General features: G+C 73.1%; 21 protein-coding genes and 1 tRNA gene. 11 read left to right on the plus strand and 11 right to left on the minus strand.

Annotation, left to right across the window (positions count from 1 at the left end):
• From JWP64_RS25725 to JWP64_RS25750, 6 genes are all read left to right on the plus strand, one after another.
• On the plus strand, positions 1–858 hold an 858-nt coding region (locus tag JWP64_RS25725), incomplete at its 5' end, for a cation diffusion facilitator family transporter (RefSeq protein ID WP_297502240.1).
• A 71-nt stretch (positions 859–929) separates the two neighbouring features.
• Positions 930–2,636: a glycerol-3-phosphate dehydrogenase/oxidase gene (locus tag JWP64_RS25730; protein WP_297502242.1), complete on the plus strand. Its 1,707-nt coding sequence runs from the start codon at positions 930–932 to the stop codon at positions 2,634–2,636.
• A 62-nt stretch (positions 2,637–2,698) separates the two neighbouring features.
• On the plus strand, positions 2,699–3,019 hold the full coding sequence (locus JWP64_RS25735) for a putative quinol monooxygenase (RefSeq protein WP_297502244.1): 321 nt from the start codon (positions 2,699–2,701) through the stop codon (positions 3,017–3,019).
• A gap of 54 nt (positions 3,020–3,073) precedes the next feature.
• Positions 3,074–4,045 (plus strand): threonine/serine dehydratase, encoded by a 972-nt coding sequence (locus JWP64_RS25740; RefSeq protein ID WP_297502246.1) that lies wholly within the window; start codon positions 3,074–3,076, stop codon positions 4,043–4,045.
• A gap of 40 nt (positions 4,046–4,085) precedes the next feature.
• The gene (locus JWP64_RS25745; protein WP_297502248.1) at positions 4,086–5,279 is read left to right on the plus strand and encodes an NAD(P)-binding domain-containing protein; all 1,194 of its coding nucleotides are present in this window, start codon (positions 4,086–4,088) and stop codon (positions 5,277–5,279) included.
• A complete protein-coding gene (locus tag JWP64_RS25750; RefSeq protein ID WP_297502250.1) occupies positions 5,224–5,901 on the plus strand; it encodes a hypothetical protein in 678 nt (225 codons plus the stop codon). Before JWP64_RS25745 ends, JWP64_RS25750 begins: the two co-directional genes overlap by 56 nt.
• On the opposite strand, the gene JWP64_RS25755 is transcribed toward JWP64_RS25750, so the two are convergent.
• The 3 genes from JWP64_RS25755 to gndA form a co-directional block, all read right to left on the minus strand.
• Positions 5,885–6,379 (minus strand): DUF2127 domain-containing protein, encoded by a 495-nt coding sequence (locus tag JWP64_RS25755; RefSeq protein ID WP_366890591.1) that lies wholly within the window; start codon positions 6,377–6,379, stop codon positions 5,885–5,887. The two genes, JWP64_RS25750 and JWP64_RS25755, sit on opposite strands and share 17 nt — an antisense overlap.
• 72 nt (positions 6,380–6,451) lie before the next feature.
• Complete coding sequence (locus tag JWP64_RS25760) at positions 6,452–7,246, minus strand: HAD-IIA family hydrolase (protein WP_297502251.1); 795 nt, start codon at positions 7,244–7,246, stop codon at positions 6,452–6,454.
• 159 nt (positions 7,247–7,405) lie between these two features.
• The gene (gndA, locus tag JWP64_RS25765; protein WP_297502253.1) at positions 7,406–8,842 is read right to left on the minus strand and encodes an NADP-dependent phosphogluconate dehydrogenase; all 1,437 of its coding nucleotides are present in this window, start codon (positions 8,840–8,842) and stop codon (positions 7,406–7,408) included.
• Between the two features lie 122 nt (positions 8,843–8,964).
• On the opposite strand from gndA, the gene JWP64_RS25770 reads away from it, so the two are divergent.
• Positions 8,965–9,318, plus strand: a complete 354-nt coding sequence (locus tag JWP64_RS25770; RefSeq protein WP_297502255.1) for a hypothetical protein — start codon at positions 8,965–8,967, stop codon at positions 9,316–9,318.
• A gap of 403 nt (positions 9,319–9,721) precedes the next feature.
• Positions 9,722–10,483, plus strand: coding sequence for a hypothetical protein (locus tag JWP64_RS25775; protein ID WP_297502257.1), 762 nt, complete (start codon positions 9,722–9,724; stop codon positions 10,481–10,483).
• Here JWP64_RS25775 and ygiD read toward each other — a convergent pair whose 3' ends face one another.
• The 5 genes from ygiD to JWP64_RS25800 form a co-directional block, all read right to left on the minus strand.
• Positions 10,484–11,341: a 4,5-DOPA dioxygenase extradiol gene (ygiD, locus tag JWP64_RS25780; protein ID WP_297502259.1), complete on the minus strand. Its 858-nt coding sequence runs from the start codon at positions 11,339–11,341 to the stop codon at positions 10,484–10,486.
• Positions 11,342–11,369: 28 nt separating this feature from the next.
• The gene (locus tag JWP64_RS25785) at positions 11,370–12,140 is read right to left on the minus strand and encodes an SCO1664 family protein (RefSeq protein ID WP_297502331.1); all 771 of its coding nucleotides are present in this window, start codon (positions 12,138–12,140) and stop codon (positions 11,370–11,372) included.
• A 37-nt stretch (positions 12,141–12,177) separates the two neighbouring features.
• On the minus strand, positions 12,178–12,750 hold the full coding sequence (locus tag JWP64_RS25790) for a DUF3090 domain-containing protein (protein ID WP_297502261.1): 573 nt from the start codon (positions 12,748–12,750) through the stop codon (positions 12,178–12,180).
• Positions 12,751–12,822: 72 nt separating this feature from the next.
• Positions 12,823–13,530 (minus strand): histidine phosphatase family protein, encoded by a 708-nt coding sequence (locus JWP64_RS25795; RefSeq protein ID WP_297502263.1) that lies wholly within the window; start codon positions 13,528–13,530, stop codon positions 12,823–12,825.
• Positions 13,531–13,554: 24 nt separating this feature from the next.
• Positions 13,555–14,373: an undecaprenyl-diphosphate phosphatase gene (locus tag JWP64_RS25800; protein ID WP_297502265.1), complete on the minus strand. Its 819-nt coding sequence runs from the start codon at positions 14,371–14,373 to the stop codon at positions 13,555–13,557.
• A gap of 99 nt (positions 14,374–14,472) precedes the next feature.
• Between JWP64_RS25800 and JWP64_RS25805 the strand changes: the two genes are divergently transcribed.
• Both JWP64_RS25805 and JWP64_RS25810 read left to right on the plus strand, forming a co-directional pair.
• Positions 14,473–15,423: an aldo/keto reductase gene (locus JWP64_RS25805; protein ID WP_297502267.1), complete on the plus strand. Its 951-nt coding sequence runs from the start codon at positions 14,473–14,475 to the stop codon at positions 15,421–15,423.
• A gap of 108 nt (positions 15,424–15,531) precedes the next feature.
• Complete coding sequence (locus tag JWP64_RS25810) at positions 15,532–15,768, plus strand: DUF5703 family protein (RefSeq protein ID WP_297502269.1); 237 nt, start codon at positions 15,532–15,534, stop codon at positions 15,766–15,768.
• A gap of 2 nt (positions 15,769–15,770) precedes the next feature.
• Here JWP64_RS25810 and JWP64_RS25815 read toward each other — a convergent pair whose 3' ends face one another.
• Genes JWP64_RS25815 through JWP64_RS25825 form a run of 3 tightly spaced genes read right to left on the minus strand, consistent with a single transcriptional unit; the run spans position 15,771 to position 18,879 of the window.
• Positions 15,771–16,754, minus strand: a complete 984-nt coding sequence (locus tag JWP64_RS25815; protein WP_297502271.1) for an NADPH:quinone oxidoreductase family protein — start codon at positions 16,752–16,754, stop codon at positions 15,771–15,773.
• Positions 16,754–17,524: an SDR family oxidoreductase gene (locus JWP64_RS25820; protein ID WP_297502273.1), complete on the minus strand. Its 771-nt coding sequence runs from the start codon at positions 17,522–17,524 to the stop codon at positions 16,754–16,756. Before JWP64_RS25820 ends, JWP64_RS25815 begins: the two co-directional genes overlap by 1 nt.
• Positions 17,525–17,550: 26 nt before the next feature.
• On the minus strand, positions 17,551–18,879 hold the full coding sequence (locus JWP64_RS25825) for a M20/M25/M40 family metallo-hydrolase (RefSeq protein WP_297502275.1): 1,329 nt from the start codon (positions 18,877–18,879) through the stop codon (positions 17,551–17,553).
• A 93-nt stretch (positions 18,880–18,972) separates the two neighbouring features.
• On the opposite strand from JWP64_RS25825, the gene JWP64_RS25830 reads away from it, so the two are divergent.
• Positions 18,973–19,057 (plus strand) — tRNA-Leu (locus JWP64_RS25830).
• Positions 19,058–19,268 lie beyond the last annotated feature (211 nt).

The following is a 19,268-nucleotide window of genomic DNA, read 5'->3' on the forward strand; positions in this document are numbered from 1 at the left end:
TCGTCGATGCTCGCGGAGGCGATCCACTCACTGGCCGACTCGGCCAACCAGGTGCTGCTGCTGGTCGGCGGACGGCGCGCGGGCCGCGCGGCCACCCGGCAGCACCAGTTCGGCTTCGGCCGGGACCGCTACATCTACGCCTTCATCGTCTCCATCGTGCTGTTCAGCGTCGGCGGTCTGTTCGCCGTCTACGAGGGCGTGCACAAGCTCCAGCACCCGGAGCCGCTCACCTCGCCGGTCTGGGCCATCGGGGTGCTCCTCGTCGCGATCGTGCTGGAGGGCTTCTCGCTGCGCACGGCGCTCAAGGAGACCAACGAGGTCAAGTCGCCGGACGACAGCTACTGGGCGTTCATCCGGCACACCCGCGCGCCCGAGTTGCCCGTGGTGCTGCTCGAGGACACCGCGGCACAGATCGGGCTCGTGCTCGCGCTCCTCGGAGTGGGGCTCACCACGCTCACCGGGGAGCCCGTCTTCGACGCCCTCGGCACGGTGGCGATCGGCCTGCTGCTGATCGGGGTGGCGGCGATCCTGGGTGTGGAGACCAAGAGCCTACTGCTCGGCGAGTCGGCGACCCCGGAGGACCAGCGCAAGATCGTCGCGGCGCTCGAGGGCGACGGTGCGGGCGTCTCGCTCATCCACATGCGGACCCTCCACCTCGGGCCCGAGGAGTTGCTGGTCGCGGCGAAGATCGCCGTCGAGCACGACGACACGGCGGCCGCCATCGCCCAGGCCATCGACGACGCCGAGCGGCGCGTCCGCGCCGAGGTGCCCATCGCCCGCGTGATCTACCTGGAGCCCGACCTCCGGCGCGGCACCGGGCCGGCTCCGTCGGAGGTCAGCGCCGTCGACCGCCCGTGACCGGCCGTCGAGCCCCCGTGGCTGGGGCCGGCGTCCCGGGCGGAGACGGCCCACAGGGCACAGTGGACGGCATGGATCGCACCGAGCTGTCACCCGCGCGACGGCGGACCGACCGCGCCCGGCTACCCGACGAGGTCGTCGACGTGCTGGTGATCGGTGGCGGCGTCACCGGCGCCGGTGCGGCGCTGGACGCCGCCAGCCGCGGGCTCTCGGTGGGGCTGCTCGAGGCCCGCGACTGGGCCGCGGGAACCTCCAGCCGGTCGAGCAAGCTCATCCACGGCGGCCTGCGGTACCTGGAGATGCTCGACTTCGCCCTGGTCCGGGAGGCCCTCCACGAGCGTGGGCTGCTGCTCGACCGCATCGCTCCCCACCTCGTGCGGCCGGTGCCGTTCCTCTATCCGCTGGAGCACCACTGGGAACGCCCCTACGTCGGGGCCGGGGTGGCCCTGTACGACGCGATGGCGTTCACGTCGGGCACGGCGCACGGGCTGCGGCACCACCGGCACCTGACCCGGAAGCAGGCCCTGCGCGAGGCCCCGTGCCTGCGCAGGGACGTCCTCACCGGCGGCATTCAGTACTGGGACGCCCAGGTCGACGACGCCCGGCACACGATGACCGTCGTGCGGACCGCCACCGCGTTCGGAGCGCTGGCCGCCAACCGGGCTCAGGTGACCGGCTTCCTGCGGCAGGGCGAGCGGGTGACCGGCGCGACCGTGACCGACCTGGAGGCCGGCCGGACCTTCGAGGTGCGCGCCCAGCAGGTCATCAACGCCACCGGCGTCTGGACCGACGAGACCCAGAGCCTGGCCGGCGAGCGCGGGCAGTTCCACGTCCGCGCGTCGAAGGGCATCCACCTGGTGGTGCCGCGGGACCGGATCCGCTCGGAGGCCGGGCTGATCCTGCGCACCGAGAAGTCCGTGCTGTTCGTCATCCCGTGGGGCCGGCACTGGATCATCGGCACCACGGACACGGACTGGGACCTGGACCGGGCCCACCCGGCCGCCAGCGCCGCGGACATCGACTACCTGCTCCAGCACGTCAACGCCGTGCTCGAGCAGCCGCTCACCCACGAGGACGTCGAGGGCGTCTACGCGGGGCTGCGGCCGCTGCTGGCCGGCGAGTCGGACTCGACGTCCAAGCTGTCCCGCGAGCACGCGGTGGCCATCCCGGTGCCGGGGCTGGTCGTCGTGGCGGGCGGGAAGTACACGACGTACCGGATCATGGCGAAGGATGCCGTGGACGCGGCCGTGCACGGCCTGGACGCGCGCGTCCCGGCCTCGGTCACCGAGAACATCCCGCTGCTCGGCGCGGAAGGCTGGGAGGCGTTGAAGAACTCCGTCAACGTCCTCGCGGACCGGTACGGCGTGCACGCGGCCTGGATCGAGCACCTGCTCGGCCGCTACGGATCGCTGATCGACGAGGTCCTCGAGCCCCTGAAGGACGACCCCTCGCTGGGCGAGCCGCTCAAGGGCGCACCGGACTACCTGCGCGCGGAGATCCTCTACGCCGCGACGCACGAGGGCGCCCGGCACCTCGACGACATCCTCACCCGCCGCACCCGCACCTCGATCGAGACCTTCGACCGGGGGCTGGGCGCGGCCGAGGAGGTCGCCGCGCTGGTCGCGCCGGTGCTCGGCTGGAGCTCGGAGCAGCAGGCCAAGGAGGTCGAGCACTACCAGGGCCGGGTCGCCGCGGAGCGGGAGAGCCAGCGGATGCCGGACGACGCCACCGCGGACTCCGCCCGGATGGGCGCGCCGGACGTGGTGCCGGTCCGGTAGGCCGCGGCTCGGCAGACCGCGCGGGTTGACGAACCTCGGGCCCGGCAGGTCGGATGGTGACCATGAGCTCCGTCATCCTCGTCGCGACCATCACCCCCAAGCCCGGCCACGAGCAGGAGGTGCTCGAGGCGCTGAAGGCCACGATCCCCCTGGTCCACAAGGAGCCGGGCTGCGAGAAGTACGCGCTGCACCAGGGCCTCGGGGACTCGACGGACCTCGTCATGATCGAGCGCTGGGAGTCCCCCGAGGCGCTGAAGGAGCACGGTTCCGCCACGGCGTTCACCGAGCTCGGGAAGCTGCTCAAGGGCAAGCTCGCGGGCCCGCTGAACGTCGTGCGCCTCTCCGCGGTCCCGGCCGGCACGGCCGAACAGGGCGCCGTCTGAGGTCCCCGCTGGTGGCAGGGGCGGCTCCGGGCAGCTGGGGGTTAGCGTGCGGGGGTGGCCGGATCCCTCGTCTCCCTCACCGACATCGCCCTCGCCGCCGAGCGGATCGCACCGCACGTCGTCCGGACCCCGACCGTGCCGAGCCCCGGGCTGAGCGCGCTCCTCGGCGTCCCGGTGACCGCGAAGCTGGAGCTGTTGCAGCGCACGGGCTCGTTCAAGGCCCGGGGCGCCACGGCCAAGCTGCTCGCGCTCACGGAGGACGAGCGCGCGGCCGGGGTCGTCGCGGTCAGCGGCGGGAACCACGGGATCGCGCTGGCGGTGATGGCCGGTGCGCTGGGCGTCGCCGCGACGGTCGTGATGCCCGAGTCCGCGCCCGCGGGCTCGGTCCGGATCGCCCGCGACGCCGGCGCGGACGTCCGGCTCACCCCGGACATGGCCGGCGCGTTCGCCCTGACCGCCGAGCTGCAGGCCGGCGGGCTCACGCTCGTGCACCCGTTCGACGACCCGACGGTGATCGCCGGGCAGGGCACGGTCGGCCTCGAGCTCGCCGCCGACGCCGGAGACCTGACCGACGTCCTGGTCAGCATCGGGGGCGGCGGGCTGATCTCCGGGGTCGCCGCGGCGCTGCACGCGAGCCGGCCGGACGTCCGCATCTGGGGCGTCGAGACCGAGGGCGCCCAGGCGATGTCCGCGGCGCTCGCCGCCGGCGGGCCCGTGCCCGTCGAACTCACCTCGATCGTGACGACGCTGAGCGCCCCGAGCGTCTCCCCGCTCACCTACGAGCACGTGTCCGCGCTGGTCACGGACGTGCTCGTGGTGCCGGACGCGGAGGCCGTGCAGGGCACGCTCGACCTCGCGGACCACGCCAAGGTCTGGGCCGAACCGGCCGCCGGCTGCCTGGTCCCGGCCGCGCGGCGGGTCCTGGAGAAGATCGGCGACCACGCCCGGCTCGGCCTCGTGGTCTGCGGCGGCAACGCCTCGACGGGCGACGTCACCGCCTGGGCCGCCCGCTTCGGTCTGATCTAGGAGGGGGACTCGATCCGCGCCCGCCGGCGTTACACCGCACGTGCATACGGACGTCGTGGTGATCGGGGCGGGGCAGGCCGGGCTGTCGGCCGCCTACGGCCTCCGCCGGGCCGGGCTCGAACCGGGCCCCGGCTTCACCGTCCTGGACGCCGACGCGGCGCCCGGCGGCGCGTGGCAGCACCGCTGGCCGACGCTGCGGGTCGACGACGCGCACCGCATCCACCCCCTCCCCGGGATGGGGTTCTCCCCCACCGACCCCACGCGGCCCGCCAACCAGGTCGTCCCCGAGTACTTCGCGGCGTACGAGCGCGCGTTCGACCTGCACGTGCGCCGGCCGATCCGGGTCACCACCGTCCGGGACGCCGTTCCCGACCTCCTCGTCGAGACGGACGGGGGCACCTGGACGACGCGCGCGCTGATCAACGCCACCGGCACCTGGAGCCACCCGTTCGTCCCCGCCTACCCGGGCGCCCGCGAGTTCCGGGGCCGGCAGCTGCACGCCGTCGACTACCCGGGCCCGACGGAGTTCACCGGCCGGCGCGTCGTGGTCGTCGGCGGCGGGGCGACCGGGGTCCAGCTGCTGCTGCAGATCGCACCGCACGCGGCGTCGACGCTGTGGGTCACCCGCCGCGAGCCCGAGTGGCACGAGGGCCCGTTCGACGCCGAGGCGGGGCGGGCCGCGGTCGCCCGCGTCGAGAAGCGGGTCCGGGCCGGGTTGCCGCCGCGGAGCGTCGTCGGCGCGACGGGGCTGATGCTGACGCCGGAGTACCGCGCCGGGATCGCCGACGGCGTGCTGGACCGGCACCCGATGTTCACCCGGCTCACCGCGGAGGGCGTGGCCTGGGCGGACGGCACGATGTGGGCGGCGGACGTCGTGCTCTGGGCGACGGGCTGGCGTCCCGCCGTCGGGCACCTGGCGCCGCTGAAGCTCCGCAGCCCGCGGGGCGGGATCACCCTCGACGGCACCCGCGCCGTCGCCGACCCGCGGGTGCACCTGGTCGGGTACGGGCCGTCGGCGAGCACCATCGGTGCGAACCGGGCCGGGCGCGCGGCGGCGCACGAGGTGGTCACGCGGCTCCGCGAGGGGCCCCCGGCCCGGTCGGCCGGAGACGCTCCTCCGCGGCCGCGGCGGGGGCACGTGCCAGACTCAGTTCCTGACGTGAGGAGCCACCCCCGACGTGACCACCACCCCCGAGCAGGGTCTTCCGGCCTGGCGTCGACACACCCCGGGTGAGCACCGCTGGCCGCAGGCCACCGCAGTGGTGGTGGCCGTGGCGCTGCAGCTGGTCCTGCCGGACCGCCTGGTCCCCCAGGCGCGGTACGTCCTGCCGGCGCTGGAGGTCGTGCTGCTCGGCGTGCTCGTCGCGGCGAGCCCGTTCCGACTGGACCGGGAGTCGACCGTGCTCCGGACCGCCGGGCTGGCGACGGCGGGGCTGGTCAGCGTCGCCAACGCCTGGTCCGCCGTGCTGCTGGTCCGGGCCCTCGTCGGCGGCACGGCGGAGGACGCCCCCACGCTGCTCCTCGCCGGGGCCGCGATCTGGCTGACGAACGTGATCGTCTTCGCGCTCTGGTACTGGGAGCTGGACCGCGGCGGACCCGCCGCGCGGGCCCACGGCCGGCGTCGGCACCCGGACTTCGCGTTCGCCCAGATGCAGTCCCCCGACCTCGCCGGCCCGAACTGGGAGCCCCGCTTCGCGGACTACTTCTACCTGGCCTTCACGAACGCGACGGCCTTCAGCCCGACCGACGTCCTCCCGCTCACGCGCTGGGCGAAGCTGACGATGATGGCGCAGTCCATGGTCGCGCTGGTGGTGGTCGTGCTCGTGGTGGCCCGCGCGGTCAACGTCCTGGGCTGAGCCGCTCCCGCCGCAGGACCACGTACTCCCGGATCACCATCACGATGATCGCGACGTCCAGAGCCGCCAGGAAGGGGAGCACCAGCGAGCCCGTGTGGATCGCGCGGAGCACCTCGTAGACGACGAAGGCCCCGAGCACGAGCACCGCGACCGGGTAGGCCGGCAGCCACTTCCGCAGCAGCGCCACGACCAGCACGAGCTTCACCACGCCGTGCAGCGCGAGGTAGAGCACCGCGAAGGTGCGGTTGCCGGACACGAACTCATCGGTCCCCGCCACGAAGTGGCGGGCCAGGGTGCCGTCGGGCCGGCCGAGCAGGTCCCGGGCCAGGACGTCGCCGACGATCCGGTGGACGGCCGCGCCGGAGACCACGAGCAGGATGACGGCGCCGATCAACTCCGCGGCGCCGTCGACGCCCTTGACGAGCAGGGCGATCCGGAAGAGTCGCTCGGTCCGGGACGAGCCGGCCCTGGTGATCACGGGCCGAGAGTAGTCCCGGTCGGCGGCGGGATCAGGGCGTCGGGCAGGACACGATGCCGGTGGACGGGCCGATCACCCCGCGCGGCCGTGCAGCAGCCCCGGCAGGTCCGCGAACGAGTCGACGACGTGCTGCGGCCGCTCCCCGTCGACCCCCTCCTCCGCCTCCGGCCGGAACTTCCCGGTCCGCACGAGCACCCCCGTGAGGCCGTGCGCCTGCGCGCCCAGGACGTCCGCCTCGACGTCGTCGCCGATCATGAGCGCCTCGCCCGCCCCGACCCCGAGGCCGCCCAGCGCGGCGTCGAAGAAGGCGCCCGAGGGCTTGCCGAGCACCACCGCCTCCGTGCCGGCCGCCCGTTCGAGCCCGGCGAGGAACGCACCGGTGTCCAGCTGCATCCCGGTGTCCGTGCGCCAGTACAGATTGCGGTGCATGGCGACGAGCGCGGCGCCGTTCTGCAGGTGGCGGAACGCGGCGTCGAGCGCGCCGTAGGAGAACTCGGGCCCCGCGCCGCCGAGCACGACGACGTCCGCGGCGCCGGCGGTGACGTCCACCAGCTCGACCCCCTCGAGGTCTTCGGCGATGTCTCCGCTGTTGAGCAGCGCGCACGTCGCTCCGGGGTGGTGCTCGCGCAGGTGGGCCGCGGTCGCCGCGGCGGCGGTCAGGACGTCGTCCGGGCCGACCGGGAACCCGGCGTCGGCCAGCGTTCCGGCGATGCGGGCGCGCGTCCGCGACGTGGTGTTCGTGATCAGCGCGAACGGGAGGCCCGCGTCCCGCAGCGCGGTGAGCGCGTCGACGGCGCCGGGCAGCGGTTCCCAGGAGACGGTCAGCACGCCGTCGATGTCGATCAAGATCGCCCGAACCTGATCCATCCCGGCACGCTACCGAGACGGACCGACCGCCGCTGCCCGCCGAGGTGCCGGAGCCGCGGGCCCCGTAGGCCTGAGGGCGCCGTCCACTCTGCCGCTCGAGTGGCTCAAGCGTCACTACATGGCGCTTGAGCCACTCGAGCGCCGGCGCCGGGGCGAGGGTCAGTCGGTCCGGACCTCGGTGCCGTCCTGCGCCCAGCGGGTGTGGAAGCTGCCCTCGCCGTCGATGCGCTTGTAGGTGTGGGCGCCGAAGAAGTCCCGCAAGCCCTGGATCAGGTTCGCCGGCCCCCGCTCGGTGCGGTAGCCGTCGTAGTAGCTCAGCGAGCTGGAGAACGCCGGGATCGCGACGCCCTGCTCCGTGGCGGTGACGACGACCCGGCGCCACGCGTCCTGGGCGTTCGCGACGGCCTCGGTGAAGTACGGGACCATCAGCAGGTTGTCCAGGTCCGGGTGCTCGGCGTAGGCGTCGCGGATCCGGTTGAGGAACTGCGCCCGGATGATGCAGCCGCCCCGCCAGATCGTGGCCATCGCACCCAGGTCCAGGTCCCAGCCGTTCTCGATCGACGCGGCACGCATCTGCGCGAAGCCCTGCGCGTACGCGACGACCTTCGACGCGTAGAGCGCCTGCCGGATGTCCTCGACGAGGTCCGTCCGGTCCTCCTTGCCCTCGGGCGAGGGCCCCGCCAACGTCGCCGACGCCTTCTTGCGCTCGTCCCGCAACGCCGACAGGCCGCGGGCGAACACCGCCTCGGTGATGCCGGTCAGCGGGATACCGAGGCCCAGCGCGTCGATAGCGGTCCAGGTTCCGGTGCCCTTCTGGCCTGCCTGGTCCACGATGACGTCGACGAGCGGACGTCCGGTCTTCTCGTCGGTCTTCGCGAGGACCTTGCCGGTGATCTCGATCAGGAACGACTCGAGGTCCCCGGTGTTCCACTCCTCGAAGATCTTGCCGATGGCCTGCGCGTCCAGTCCCGCGACCCGGGTGAGCAGGTCGTAGGCCTCGGCGATCAGCTGGATGTCCGCGTACTCGATGCCGTTGTGCACCATCTTCACGTAGTGCCCGGCGCCCCCGGGACCGACATGCACGCAGCACGGGGTGCCGTCGACGACCGCGGCGATCGAGGTGAAGACGTTCTCCACCTCGGCGTAGGCCTCGGGGTCGCCGCCGGGCATGATGCTCGGCCCGAGCAGCGCGCCCTCCTCGCCGCCGGACACGCCGACGCCCATGAACCGGATGCCGTTCTCCGCGCACTCCGCGGTGCGGCGCACGGTGTCCGGGAAATGCGAGTTGCCGGCGTCGATGATGATGTCGCCCTCGTCGAGCAGGGGCGTGAGCTCGGCGATCACACCGTCGACGGGCTTGCCCGCCTTCACCATGACGATGATCCGGCGGGGCTTCTCGAGGGCGGCGACGAAGTCCTCGGTCGACTCGGCGCCCGTGAAGTCGCCCTCGTGGCCGTAGTCCTCCATGAACTGCGTGGTCTTCGCGGTGGTGCGGTTGTGCACGGCGACCGGGACGCCTCGGCTCGCGATGTTGCGCGCCAGGTTGGCACCCATCACGGCCAGTCCGGTGACACCGATCCGGCTCTTCTCCGCCATCCGTAGCTCTCCTCGCTCGTCCGCTGATCCGCCTCGGAGGCGCACGGCGAGAGCCGGGCCCCGGCGGTCCATCTTGCTACCCGCCGCACCCCGGCGTCTCCCCTCGACGCCCGCCGAACCGTGTGACGGAGGTCCCGCGGGGAGAGATTCAGCAGGCGTCGTCGAGCCCCGGCGCGCCTCCGGGGACGGCACCGGCGCCCGCCGACCACCTGGCGTGCACCCTCGCGGCGATCCGCCGATGCGCGGCGAGCGCCGAGCCGGGCGGGCGGGCGAACTCCACGACGAGTGCCGCGGGGGTGGTGGTCCCGGCGCCGGCGGCGCTCCAGCGCCTCGGTGACCCCGCCGCGGGCGGGCGCGAGGTTCGAAGCCGGGAGCAGCCCCCGGCCGAGCTGGCGGGCCGACGCGCCGAGCACGGCGACGTCACCGAGATCGACGGTGATGAACTCCAGCCACGGCTGCAGGCGCAGCGCCGCTGAGGAGGGGACCCGGCGGGCGGAGCCGAGCGCGGTGGAGAGCAGGCCCCAGGCCCGCATCGTGGAGCCTCCGCCCAGCGGCGACGCCACGGGACCGGGTGCGCCCCTCCTGCTCGGCGACGTCGAGCAGGAGCCCCGAGAGCAGCCCGCAGACCCGTGTCCACTCGGCCGGCTCGTACGGCACGGCCCTGCGCGCCTGGATACGCGGATCCACAGTGTCCCCTGTCGTCCACGTGTCGGTGTCGGTGTCACCCAGAGTGACGGCCGGTGGCGGCGGAGGCCATACGCGGATCTGCGTACACAGAAGTGCGCACACCCGGGGCATGAAGATCGTTCCCGAGGGCGGCACGGTGCCGTCGCGATGGCGGTGTGACGCCGTACGGTGCGCGATGGAGGTGGTGCCCCGATGGCTGGCCCGTACGAGGTCGTGCTACTCCGGCACGGCGAGACCCACGGCTACGACGCGGACCACGGGCTGACGGCCCGGGGCGAGGAGCAGGCCCGGGAGCGCGGCGTGGCGCTGGCCGCGGAGCTGGCGCCCGGGACGTCCGTCGTCATGCCGCACGCGCGGACGGCCCGGGGCATCGCGACCGCGGTCGTCCTGCGGGAGACGCTGGTGGGCGCGGTCGGACCGGGGGTGACGGTCGGCGAGCTGTACCCCGACCCCTGGTTCGACAACCTGCGGTTCGCGCTGCACGGCGAGGTCGTGGACGCGAGCGTGGCGGTGGCCGCGCGGCTCGCCCTCGGCGACGCGGACCTGCCGCACTGGGCGGCCGAGTACGCCCGGTTCGACTCGGACTACCGGGAGATCGCCGCCCGGGGTGGTCCGATCGGGCACTGGATCCACAATCCGACGCTCTACTTCGAGCCACCCCAGATCGCGGCCTACCGGTTCTGGTCCGGGATCACCGCGTTGGCGCCCGAGGGTTCCGACGAGCAGCGGGTCGCGGTCGTCGCGACGCACTCGGCGCCGATGCGCGCGTTCGTCAGCACTGCGTTCGGGCACGACCCGGGCGAGCCGGAGAACCTGGAGCCGATCCGGGTGTCCGTGGCCGCGACCGGGGCGCCGACCGTGCGGTTCCGCGACCTCTCGCTGGCGCTCGACGCGCCGCCGCCACTCCCGCCCTGGTTCGACGACGCCTGGCTGGAGAAGTACGGACGCAGCTGATCAGATGTTCGTGGACTCCGGCGGCACCCCGTCCGGGATCTCCCCCGCCGGGCCCGTGCCGTGCACGGTCGGCAGCCCGGCCAGGTCGAGGGTGTAGGCCGTCATGGACAGCGAGCCGTACGCGTAGCCGTCGACCAGGACGTCCGCGCCGCAGCCCGCCGCCGCGCCGAGCCCGGCCAGGTAGAGCAGCGGGATGAAATGGTCCGGGGTCGGGACGGCGGTGCCGAAGTCCCCGGACTCGCGCAGCCGCAACACGGTGTCCGGGGTGTCCGTCATGAGGTCCCGGGCGGCGTCGTCGAAGCGGTGGGCCCAGTCGAAGCCGGCGTCCGGCCGGGAGCCGTCCATGCCCGCGAGGTTGTGCACCACGTTCCCGCTGCCGACAACGAGCACACCCCGCTCCCGCAGCGGCGCCAGCTTCGCCCCCAGCGCGACGTGGTGGTCCAGCGGCTTCGTGGCGTCGATGGACAGCTGGACCACCGGCACGTCGGCGTCGGGGAACATGTGCCGGAGTACGGACCAGGTCCCGTGGTCCAGGCCCCAGCTGTCCACGTCCGCGCCGACCCACGTGGGCTTCGCGATCTCCGCGACCTCGCCCGCGATGTCCGGGGCGCCCTCCGCCGGATAGTCGACCGCGAAGAGCTCCTGCGGGAAGCCGAAGAAGTCGTGGATCGTGCGGGGCCGCGGCATCGCCGTCACGGCCGTCGCGTTGATGTACCAGTGCGCGGAGACCACGAGGATCGCCCGGGGCCTCGGCATCGCGGCGCCCAGCGCCCGCCACGACTCGGTGTAGCGGTTGGTCTCCAGGGCGTTCATCGGGCTGCCGTGGCCGATGAACGCGGCGGGCATGGGTGTGCTCACCGCCACAGAGTAGGGCGGGCTGCGCGCTCTAGAACGCCGGCCAGGGGATCGCCGGACCGTAGCCGGAGGGCTCCGGGTAGCGGCGGACCCCGAGCAGGCCGTCGACCCGGTCCGTCAACGTCCGGATCTCGGTGAGCGTGATGTGGTCGGAGAGCCGGTCCGCGAGCGGGCCCTCGAGGTCCGCACGCAGCACGCCGAGCGCGTCGACGATCTCCTCGGTCAACGGCTCGCCGACCCAGCCCCACAGCACGGTCCGGAGCTTGTCCTCCGAGTGCATGGTGAGGCCGTGGTCCACGCCGTAGACGTGGCCGTCGTCCCCGGCGAGGACGTGCCCGCCCTTGCGGTCCGCGTTGTTCACGACGACGTCGAACGCGGCCATCGTGCGCAGCTCGGGATGGTCCGCGTGGACGAGCACGGCCGGGCGACCGTCGTCGTCCCGGGCCCGCAGCACGCCGAGCCAGCCACTCGGGACCTTCTTGGGCGCGCACACATCGACCAGGTCGTCCGTGGTGTCCGTGTCCACCCAGGCCTGCACCATCCCGGTGCCGAACGGCCCGTCGCGAAGCAGCGTCGGCGGGACGACGTGCCAGCCCGCGGCCTCGGAGACCAGGTAGCTGGCGACCTCGCGGCCGGCCAGCGTGCCGTCCGGGAAGTCCCAGAGCGGGCGCTCGCCGCGGACCGGCTTGTAGACACACTTCACCGAGACGCCGTCCACGGTGACCGTGCCGAACAGGGTCGCGTTGGACGCGGCGACCAGTCGGCCGGTGATCTCGATGCGGCCCCGGCCGAGGATCGTCATCACCTCGGGGTCCCGCAGGTCAGGGGCGTCGTTCAAGCTACTCGGCAACCGGGGAGCGCTCATGGAAGCCGTTCAGCCGCACGCACACGTGCCCCTCCGGGTCCAGCGGCTCGGCGCACAGCGGGCACGGGGCGCGGCCCGCGGAGACGACCTTCTCGGCGCGGTCCGCGAACGCCTTGGCCTGCACCGGGGAGAGGAACACCCGCAGGGCGTCGGGGCCCTCCTCGGTGTCGTCGAGGACGACGGACTCGTCGACCTCCTCCTCGGTGACCGCCAGCAGCTCGACGACGATCGACCTGGAGTCCGCGTCCCAGCCCAGGCCCATGGTTCCGACCCGGAACTCCTCCTCCAGCGGCACGGCGAGGGGGTCGTTGTCGCTGTTCGCGGCGTCCGCCTCGGTGGCGACGTCCGGCCCGAAACGCCGTGCGACCTCGGTGAGCAGCGCGGCGACCCGCTCCGCGAGCACCGAGACCTGCTGCTTCTCCAGCAGCACGCTGATGGTGCGGGCCTCCTCGATCGCCTGGAGGTAGAACGCCCGGTCGCCGGGCTCGCCGACGGTCCCGGCGACGAAGCGCTCGGGCTGACGGAAGACATGGATGACGCGTGACATGGCGATTCCCAGAGTAGGCCACGGAGAGATCCGCGGCACGCCGGTGTGGTGGACCAGCCTCTGTGGACGCGGTCAGGCGTTCGTCGAGCCCCCGACCACGGCCTCGGAGGACTGCGCGTGTTCCTGCGCACCCTCCTCCTTCGGCTTCGGGGGGACGAGCGCCGCGACGTCACCCCCGACGTCGTTGACCCGGCCCACGAACGGGCGTGTCTCGGTGTAGCTGACGACCGAGATCGAGCAGGTGTCGACGACGATCCGCTGGAAGTTGTCCAGGTGGGTGGCCAGTGCGTCCGCGAGGACGGACTTGATGACGTCGCCGTGGCTGCAGGCGACCCACACGGCGTTGGGACCGAACTCGGCGGCGATCAGGCGCTCGTGCCTGCGGACCGCGGCCACCGCCCGCGCCTGCATCCCGGCCAGGCCCTCGCCGTCCGGGAACACCGCGGCCGACGGGTGAGCCTGCACGACCTTCCAGAGCGGCTCCTCGGCCAGGTCCTTCAGCTCGCCGCCGGTCCAGCTGCCGTAGTCGACCTCGGACAGGCCGTCCTCGATCACCGGCTCCAGCCCGCGGGCCGCGGCGAGCGGCGCGACCGTCTGCCGGCAGCGGGTCATCGGGGAGCTGACGATCGCCGAGATCGGGACCGTGTCCAGGCGCTCGACGATCTTCGCCGCCTGCTCCCGGCCCTTGTCGTCCAGCTCGACGCCGGGGGTGCGTCCTGCGAGGACGCCGGACACGTTGGCCGTCGAGCGGCCGTGGCGCAGCAGGATGAGCGTGGTCACGATGATCGAGCCTACGTGCCGGGGTCAGGTCGCCGAGATCGCGCCGATCGAGAGGGCCGCCAGCAGGGCCGTGCCCAGCGCGATCCGGTAGGCGACGAACACGTAGACGCTGTTGCGCTCGACGAACTTCAGCAGCCAGGCGATCACCGCGTAGCCGACGACGAACGCGATCACCGTCGCCACCACCATCTGCGGCACCGAGGTGTCCCCGGCCGTCACGTCCTTGAGCTGGAACACCCCCGCCGAGACGACCGCGGGGATCGCTAGCAGGAACGAGTAGCGGACGGCGGCGGGCCGGGTGAGCCCGATGAACAGACCGGCGGTGATCGTGCCGCCCGAGCGGGAGACCCCCGGGATCAGGGCGAGGGCCTGCGCGAAGCCGAGGACGATGCCGTCCTTCACCGTCAGCTCCCCCACCGGCCGTTCCTGCTTCCCGTAGCGCTCGGCGAGGCCCAGCAGGACGCCGAAGACGATCAGCGTGGTGGCGATCAGCCAGAGGTTGCGGGCCACCGTCTCGATCGAGTTCTGGAACAGCACACCCAGCACCCCGATCGGGAGGGTGCCGATGATCACCAGCCAGGCCATCCGGTACTCCGGGGTGGCCCGGACCTCGGGGTCGCGGAAGCCGCGGACCCACGTCGTGATCAGGCTCCAGATGTCCTTGGCGAAGTAGATGAGCACGGCGAGCTCCGTGCCCAGCTGGCTGACCGCGGTGAACGCGGCGCCGGGGTCGTTGGCGAAGAACAGCGCGGAGACGATCCGGAGGTGCCCCGACGAGGAGATGGGCAGGAACTCCGTCAACCCCTGGACGAGACCGAGGATGACGACCTCGAGCCAACTCATGCGGTGATTCCCTCGATCGTGGTCACGGCGGGTCACCGTACCCACGTCAGGTGACGATCCGGAGAACGGCCGGAGGATCGGGTCTCCTAGGGTCTTGCCGTGCAGCGCAGACGGGTCGGGGACAGCGGGCTGCAGGTGTCCCGGATCGGCCTCGGAACGATGACCTGGGGCGAGGACACGGACGTCGAGTCCGCCGGGGAGCAGCTCATCGCGTTCGTCGAGGAGGGCGGGACCCTCGTCGAGACCGCGAACGTCTACGGCGACGGCAAGGCGCAGGAGATCCTCGGCGCCCATCTGGCGGACGGCCTGGTGGACCGGGACTCGCTCGTCCTCGCCGGTCGCGGCGGCCCCCCGCCCGGGCCGCTGGGCGAGAACGCGGCCCGTGGCGCCCTGCTCGCCGGCCTCGACGCCACGCTCCGCCGCCTCGGCACGGACCACCTCGACCTCTGGCAGCTCCCCGGCTGGGACGACCGGGTCCCGCTCGAGGAGAGGCTCAGCGCCGTCCAGGTGGCGGTGCTGTCCGGCCGCGTCCGCTACGCCGGGCTGGTCGCGCCCGCGGGCTGGCAGCTCGCCACCACCGTCGAGCGGGCCCGCCACCTCGGCAACATCGTCCTGCCCGTCTCGGCGCAGGCGGAGTACTCGCTGCTCCACCGGACCGCCGAACTCGAGTTGCTCCCCGCCACGCGGCACCACGGCGTCGGGATGATCGCATGGGCACCGCTGGGCCGGGGCGTGCTGACCGGGAAGTACACCGACGGCACCCCGGCGGACTCGCGCGCGGCGTCCGCGGTGCTCGCGCCGTACGTCGAGGCGCGGCGCAACGAGCGATCCGCGCGGATCGTGCAGTCCGTCCTGACCGCGGCCGACGGGCTCGGGACCAGCCCGCTCGCCGTCGCGCTGGCCTGGGTACGGGACCGGCCCGGGGTCGCGTCCGCGGTCGTCGGGGCGCGGGACGCGGCGCAGCTCACCGCATCGATGGCGACCGAGTCGATCACGTTGCCGGCCGAGATACGGGCGGCGCTGGACGACGTGAGCGAACCGGCCCGTTAGCCGCGGGATCCTGGCCGAGCGCCCGTCGCCCGCTTATTGTGGTGACGTCATCCGCCGTTCACACGTCACGCGGATGAACCGTACGAACCAGGCAAGGAGGTGGCCGGTTTGCCGAGCAGCACCGGCTCTACCGAGGCAGGCGATCTCGTCGACGGGGAATGGGAGTACCGCCCGCTGCAGATCGACGGGACCGTCTCCCGGATGACCGCGGCGGTGCGGCTGGCGATCCAGGCCGAGTACTCGGGCTGGGAGCTCTCCCGGGTCCGCCTGTACCCCGGCGGCGTGCGCAAGGTCTGGCTCCGCCGCAAGCGGACGAACCGGATGCTCCCCGAGCTGTCGACCTGACCTCAGGGAACGAGCACGACCTTGCCGACCGTGCCGCGTGAGCCGAGACGCCGCAGCGCCTCCTTCGCCTCGGTCAGGGGCAGCTCCTCGCCCACGAGCGGATCGATGGCGCCCGCCGCCCACAGGTCGTTCAGCGCGTCCTGCCACCGCGGCAGCAGCCCGGGGTTCATCGTGCGGTAGAACGCCCAGTGCACGCCGACCACGGAGTAGTTCTTGATCAGCGCGTGGTTGGTCGGGGCGTCCGCGATGCGCCCGGAGGCGAAGCCGATCACCAGGATCCGGCCCTCGAAGGCGACGACCTTGCGGGACGCGTCGAACGTGTCCCCACCGACCGGGTCGTAGATCACGTCCGCCCCCCGGCCGCCGGTGAGCTCCTTGACCGCCGCGACCATGTCCTCGCCGCGGTAGTCCACGACGTCGTCGCAGCCCAACTCCTTCGCCCGCGCGCACTTCTCGGCGCCGCCGGCCGTCCCGATGACCCGGGCGCCCGCGGCCTTGCCCAGCTGCACCGCCGCGCTGCCGACGCCGCCCGCCGCCGCGTGCACCAGCAGCGTTTCCCCCGCCCGCAGGTTCGCCCGGTGGTGGAGCGCGCAGTAGCCGGTCTGGTACGTGACGAACATGCCGGCGGCCTGCCCGGCGGACATCCCCTCGGGCCACGGGAACGTCGACTCCGCGTCCAGGACCGCCAGCTCGGCGTACCCGCCGGCGCCGCTGCGCGGGGTGCCCAGCACCCGGTCCCCCACGGACGCCCCGGCGCCCTCACCCGCCGCGACGACCTCGCCGGCGATCTCCATGCCCGGGGTGAACGGGAGCGGCGGCCGCTCCTGGTACTCGCCCCTGCAGACCAGGATGTCCGGGAAGTTGCAGGCCACGGCGTGCACCCGGACGAGCACCTGGCCCGCTCCCGGCTCCGGGTCCGGGAGCTCGTCGTGCCAGGTGAGGACGTCGTCCGGGTCGCCGAGCTCGTGGACCTGCCAGCCCCGCACTAGTGCTCGGTCCACTCGACGGGCGGCGGAGGTGTGCCGCCCTTCGGCCCCGGCACACCCCGGAACCCGTACGGCGCGGGCTCCCGGCCGGGCTGCACGTACCAGCAGTCCCCGGGCTCGCCCCGCTCCATGATCAGCTCGATCGCCGACGCCACATCCTCCGCCGTGAGCAGCGGGAACTCGCCGAACTGCTCCTTGAGGTGCGCGATCAGCGGGGTGTCCGCGAACCCGGGGCACACGGCGTTGACCGTGATGCCCTCCGGCGCGAGCGCCGGCCCGGCGGACCGCACGTACCCGACGACGGCGTGCTTGGTCGCCGTGTAGAGCGCGTCCCCGGGGAGGGCGACGATCCCGGCCAGCGACGCCGTCGCGATCACCCTTCCGCCGCCCGCGCGGCGCAGCGCCGGGACGGCCGCGTTCAGCCCGAACACGACGTGGTCGAAGTTGACCCCGACGATCCGCCGGTAGCCCTCCAGGTCCAGGTCCGTGACGCCCGTCTGCCCGCCGGTGACGCCCGCGTTGAGCAGCACGACGTCCAGGCGCCCGGTGTGCTCCTCGGCCGCCGCGACCGCGGCCTGCATCGCCTCCGGCTTCGTGACGTCCGTCGCGACGGCCAGGCCGCCCAGCTCGTCGGCGACGGCCTTGGCGCCGACCTCGTCCCGGTCCGCGATCACGACCGTCGCCCCGGCCGCCGCCAGTCTGCGGGCCGCGGCCGCGCCGATGCCGGACGCCCCGCCCGTGATGAGTGCCGTCCTGTCGGTGAGGTCCACCCTGACCCGTCCTTCCGTGGGAGTGCTCAGCTGGAGAGCAGGAACCGTTCGAGCACCCGCGTGCCGAACTTCAGCGCGTCGACGGGGACCCGCTCGTCGATGCCGTGGAACAGGGACGCGAAGTCCAGGTCCGGGGGCAGGCGAAGCGGCGCGAAGCCGAAGCCGCGGATACCGAGGTCGCTGAAGTGCTTCGCGTCCGTCCCGCCGGAGAGCATGTAGGGGATGGCCCGGGAGTTCGGGTCCTCGGCCTGCAGCGCCGCGGCCATCGCCTCGACGAGCGGCCCCTCGAACGGCGTCTCCAGCGCGGGCAGGTCCGTGATCCACTCGCGGGTGACGTCCGGTCCGAGCAGCTCGTCGACCTCGCGGAGGAACGCGTCCCGGCGGCCCGGCAGGATCCGGCAGTCCACGGTCGCCTCGGCCGTCGACGGGATGACGTTCGCCTTGTACCCGGCGCTGAGCATGGTCGGGTTGGCCGTGTCCCGGACCGTCGCGCCGACCATCCGGGCCACCGGACCGAGCTTCGCCAGCGCGCCCTCGATGTCGTCCTCCGGGAACTCCTGGCCGGTGAGCTCGCGCATCTGCTCGACGAACGCCCGCACGGTGTCCGTCATGACCAGCGGGAAGCGGTGGTTGCCCAGCCGCGCGACCGCCTCGGAGAGCCGGGTGACGGCGTTGTCGTCGTGCAGGAACGAGCCGTGCCCGGGCTTGCCCCGGGCCTGCAGCCGCATCCAGGCCATGCCCTTCTCGGCGGACTCGATCAGGTAGACACGCTGGTCCTCGCCCACGGTCAGGGAGAACCCGCCGACCTCGCCGACGGCCTCGGTGCAGCCCTCGAACAGGTCCGGCCGGTGCTCGACCAGCCAACCCGCGCCGAACTTGCCGCCGGCCTCCTCGTCCGCGACGAACGCGAACACGATGTCCCGCGGCGGGACGGTGCCCGTGCGCTTGAACCACCGCGCGACCGCGATGATCATCGCGACCATGTCCTTCATGTCGACGGCGCCGCGGCCCCACACGTAGCCGTCCTGCACGGCGCCCGAGAACGGGTGCACGGACCACTCGCTCGCGTCCGCCGGGACGACGTCCAGGTGCCCGTGCAGCAGCAGCGCGCCGCGCTCGGGATCCGCGCCCTTCAGCCGGGCGAACACGTTCATCCGCCTCGGCGCCCCGGACTCGACGAGCTCGACCTCGTAGCCGACCTCGGTGAGCTTCGCCGCGACGTACTCCGCGGCCTCCTGCTCACCCACGACGGTGTCGGGTTCGCCGGTGTTGGAGGTGTCGATGCGGATGAGCTCCGAGGCCAGGTCGACGACCTCGTCCTCGGCCGCGATGTCGGGAGAGACGGTGCCGGTCATGCGGATCTTCCTACCATCAGAGGGTGGGGTGGCGGACGGTCGAACGGGGTGCGTTATCCTTCTCCCGTCGCGAACGGCAGTACCGCGATGCAGGTCCGAGTGGCGGAATGGCAGACGCGCTAGCTTGAGGTGCTAGTGCCCTTTAACGGGCGTGGGGGTTCAAGTCCCCCCTCGGACACAGTATTCATTCCCGACAGGCCGTCGCAGCCTGAGCTCCACCGAGGCAGTGCGGTCAGCATGCCGGTCGGGAATGATCGCCCCGAGTTCTCGGTAGACCTCGTCCCCGTCCTTCGACTCAGCTGCCGCCGCGACTCCGCCGCGGCGATCCCCCTCGCGTAGCTCGTCAGGCGATCGGTCGCGGGCCACCACCGGCGCGCCGCACCGACGAG

Origin of the sequence: Pseudonocardia sp. (assembly GCF_025465255.1) — a bacterium.
In the GTDB taxonomy this organism is placed as follows: Bacteria; Actinomycetota; Actinomycetes; order Mycobacteriales; family Pseudonocardiaceae; genus Pseudonocardia.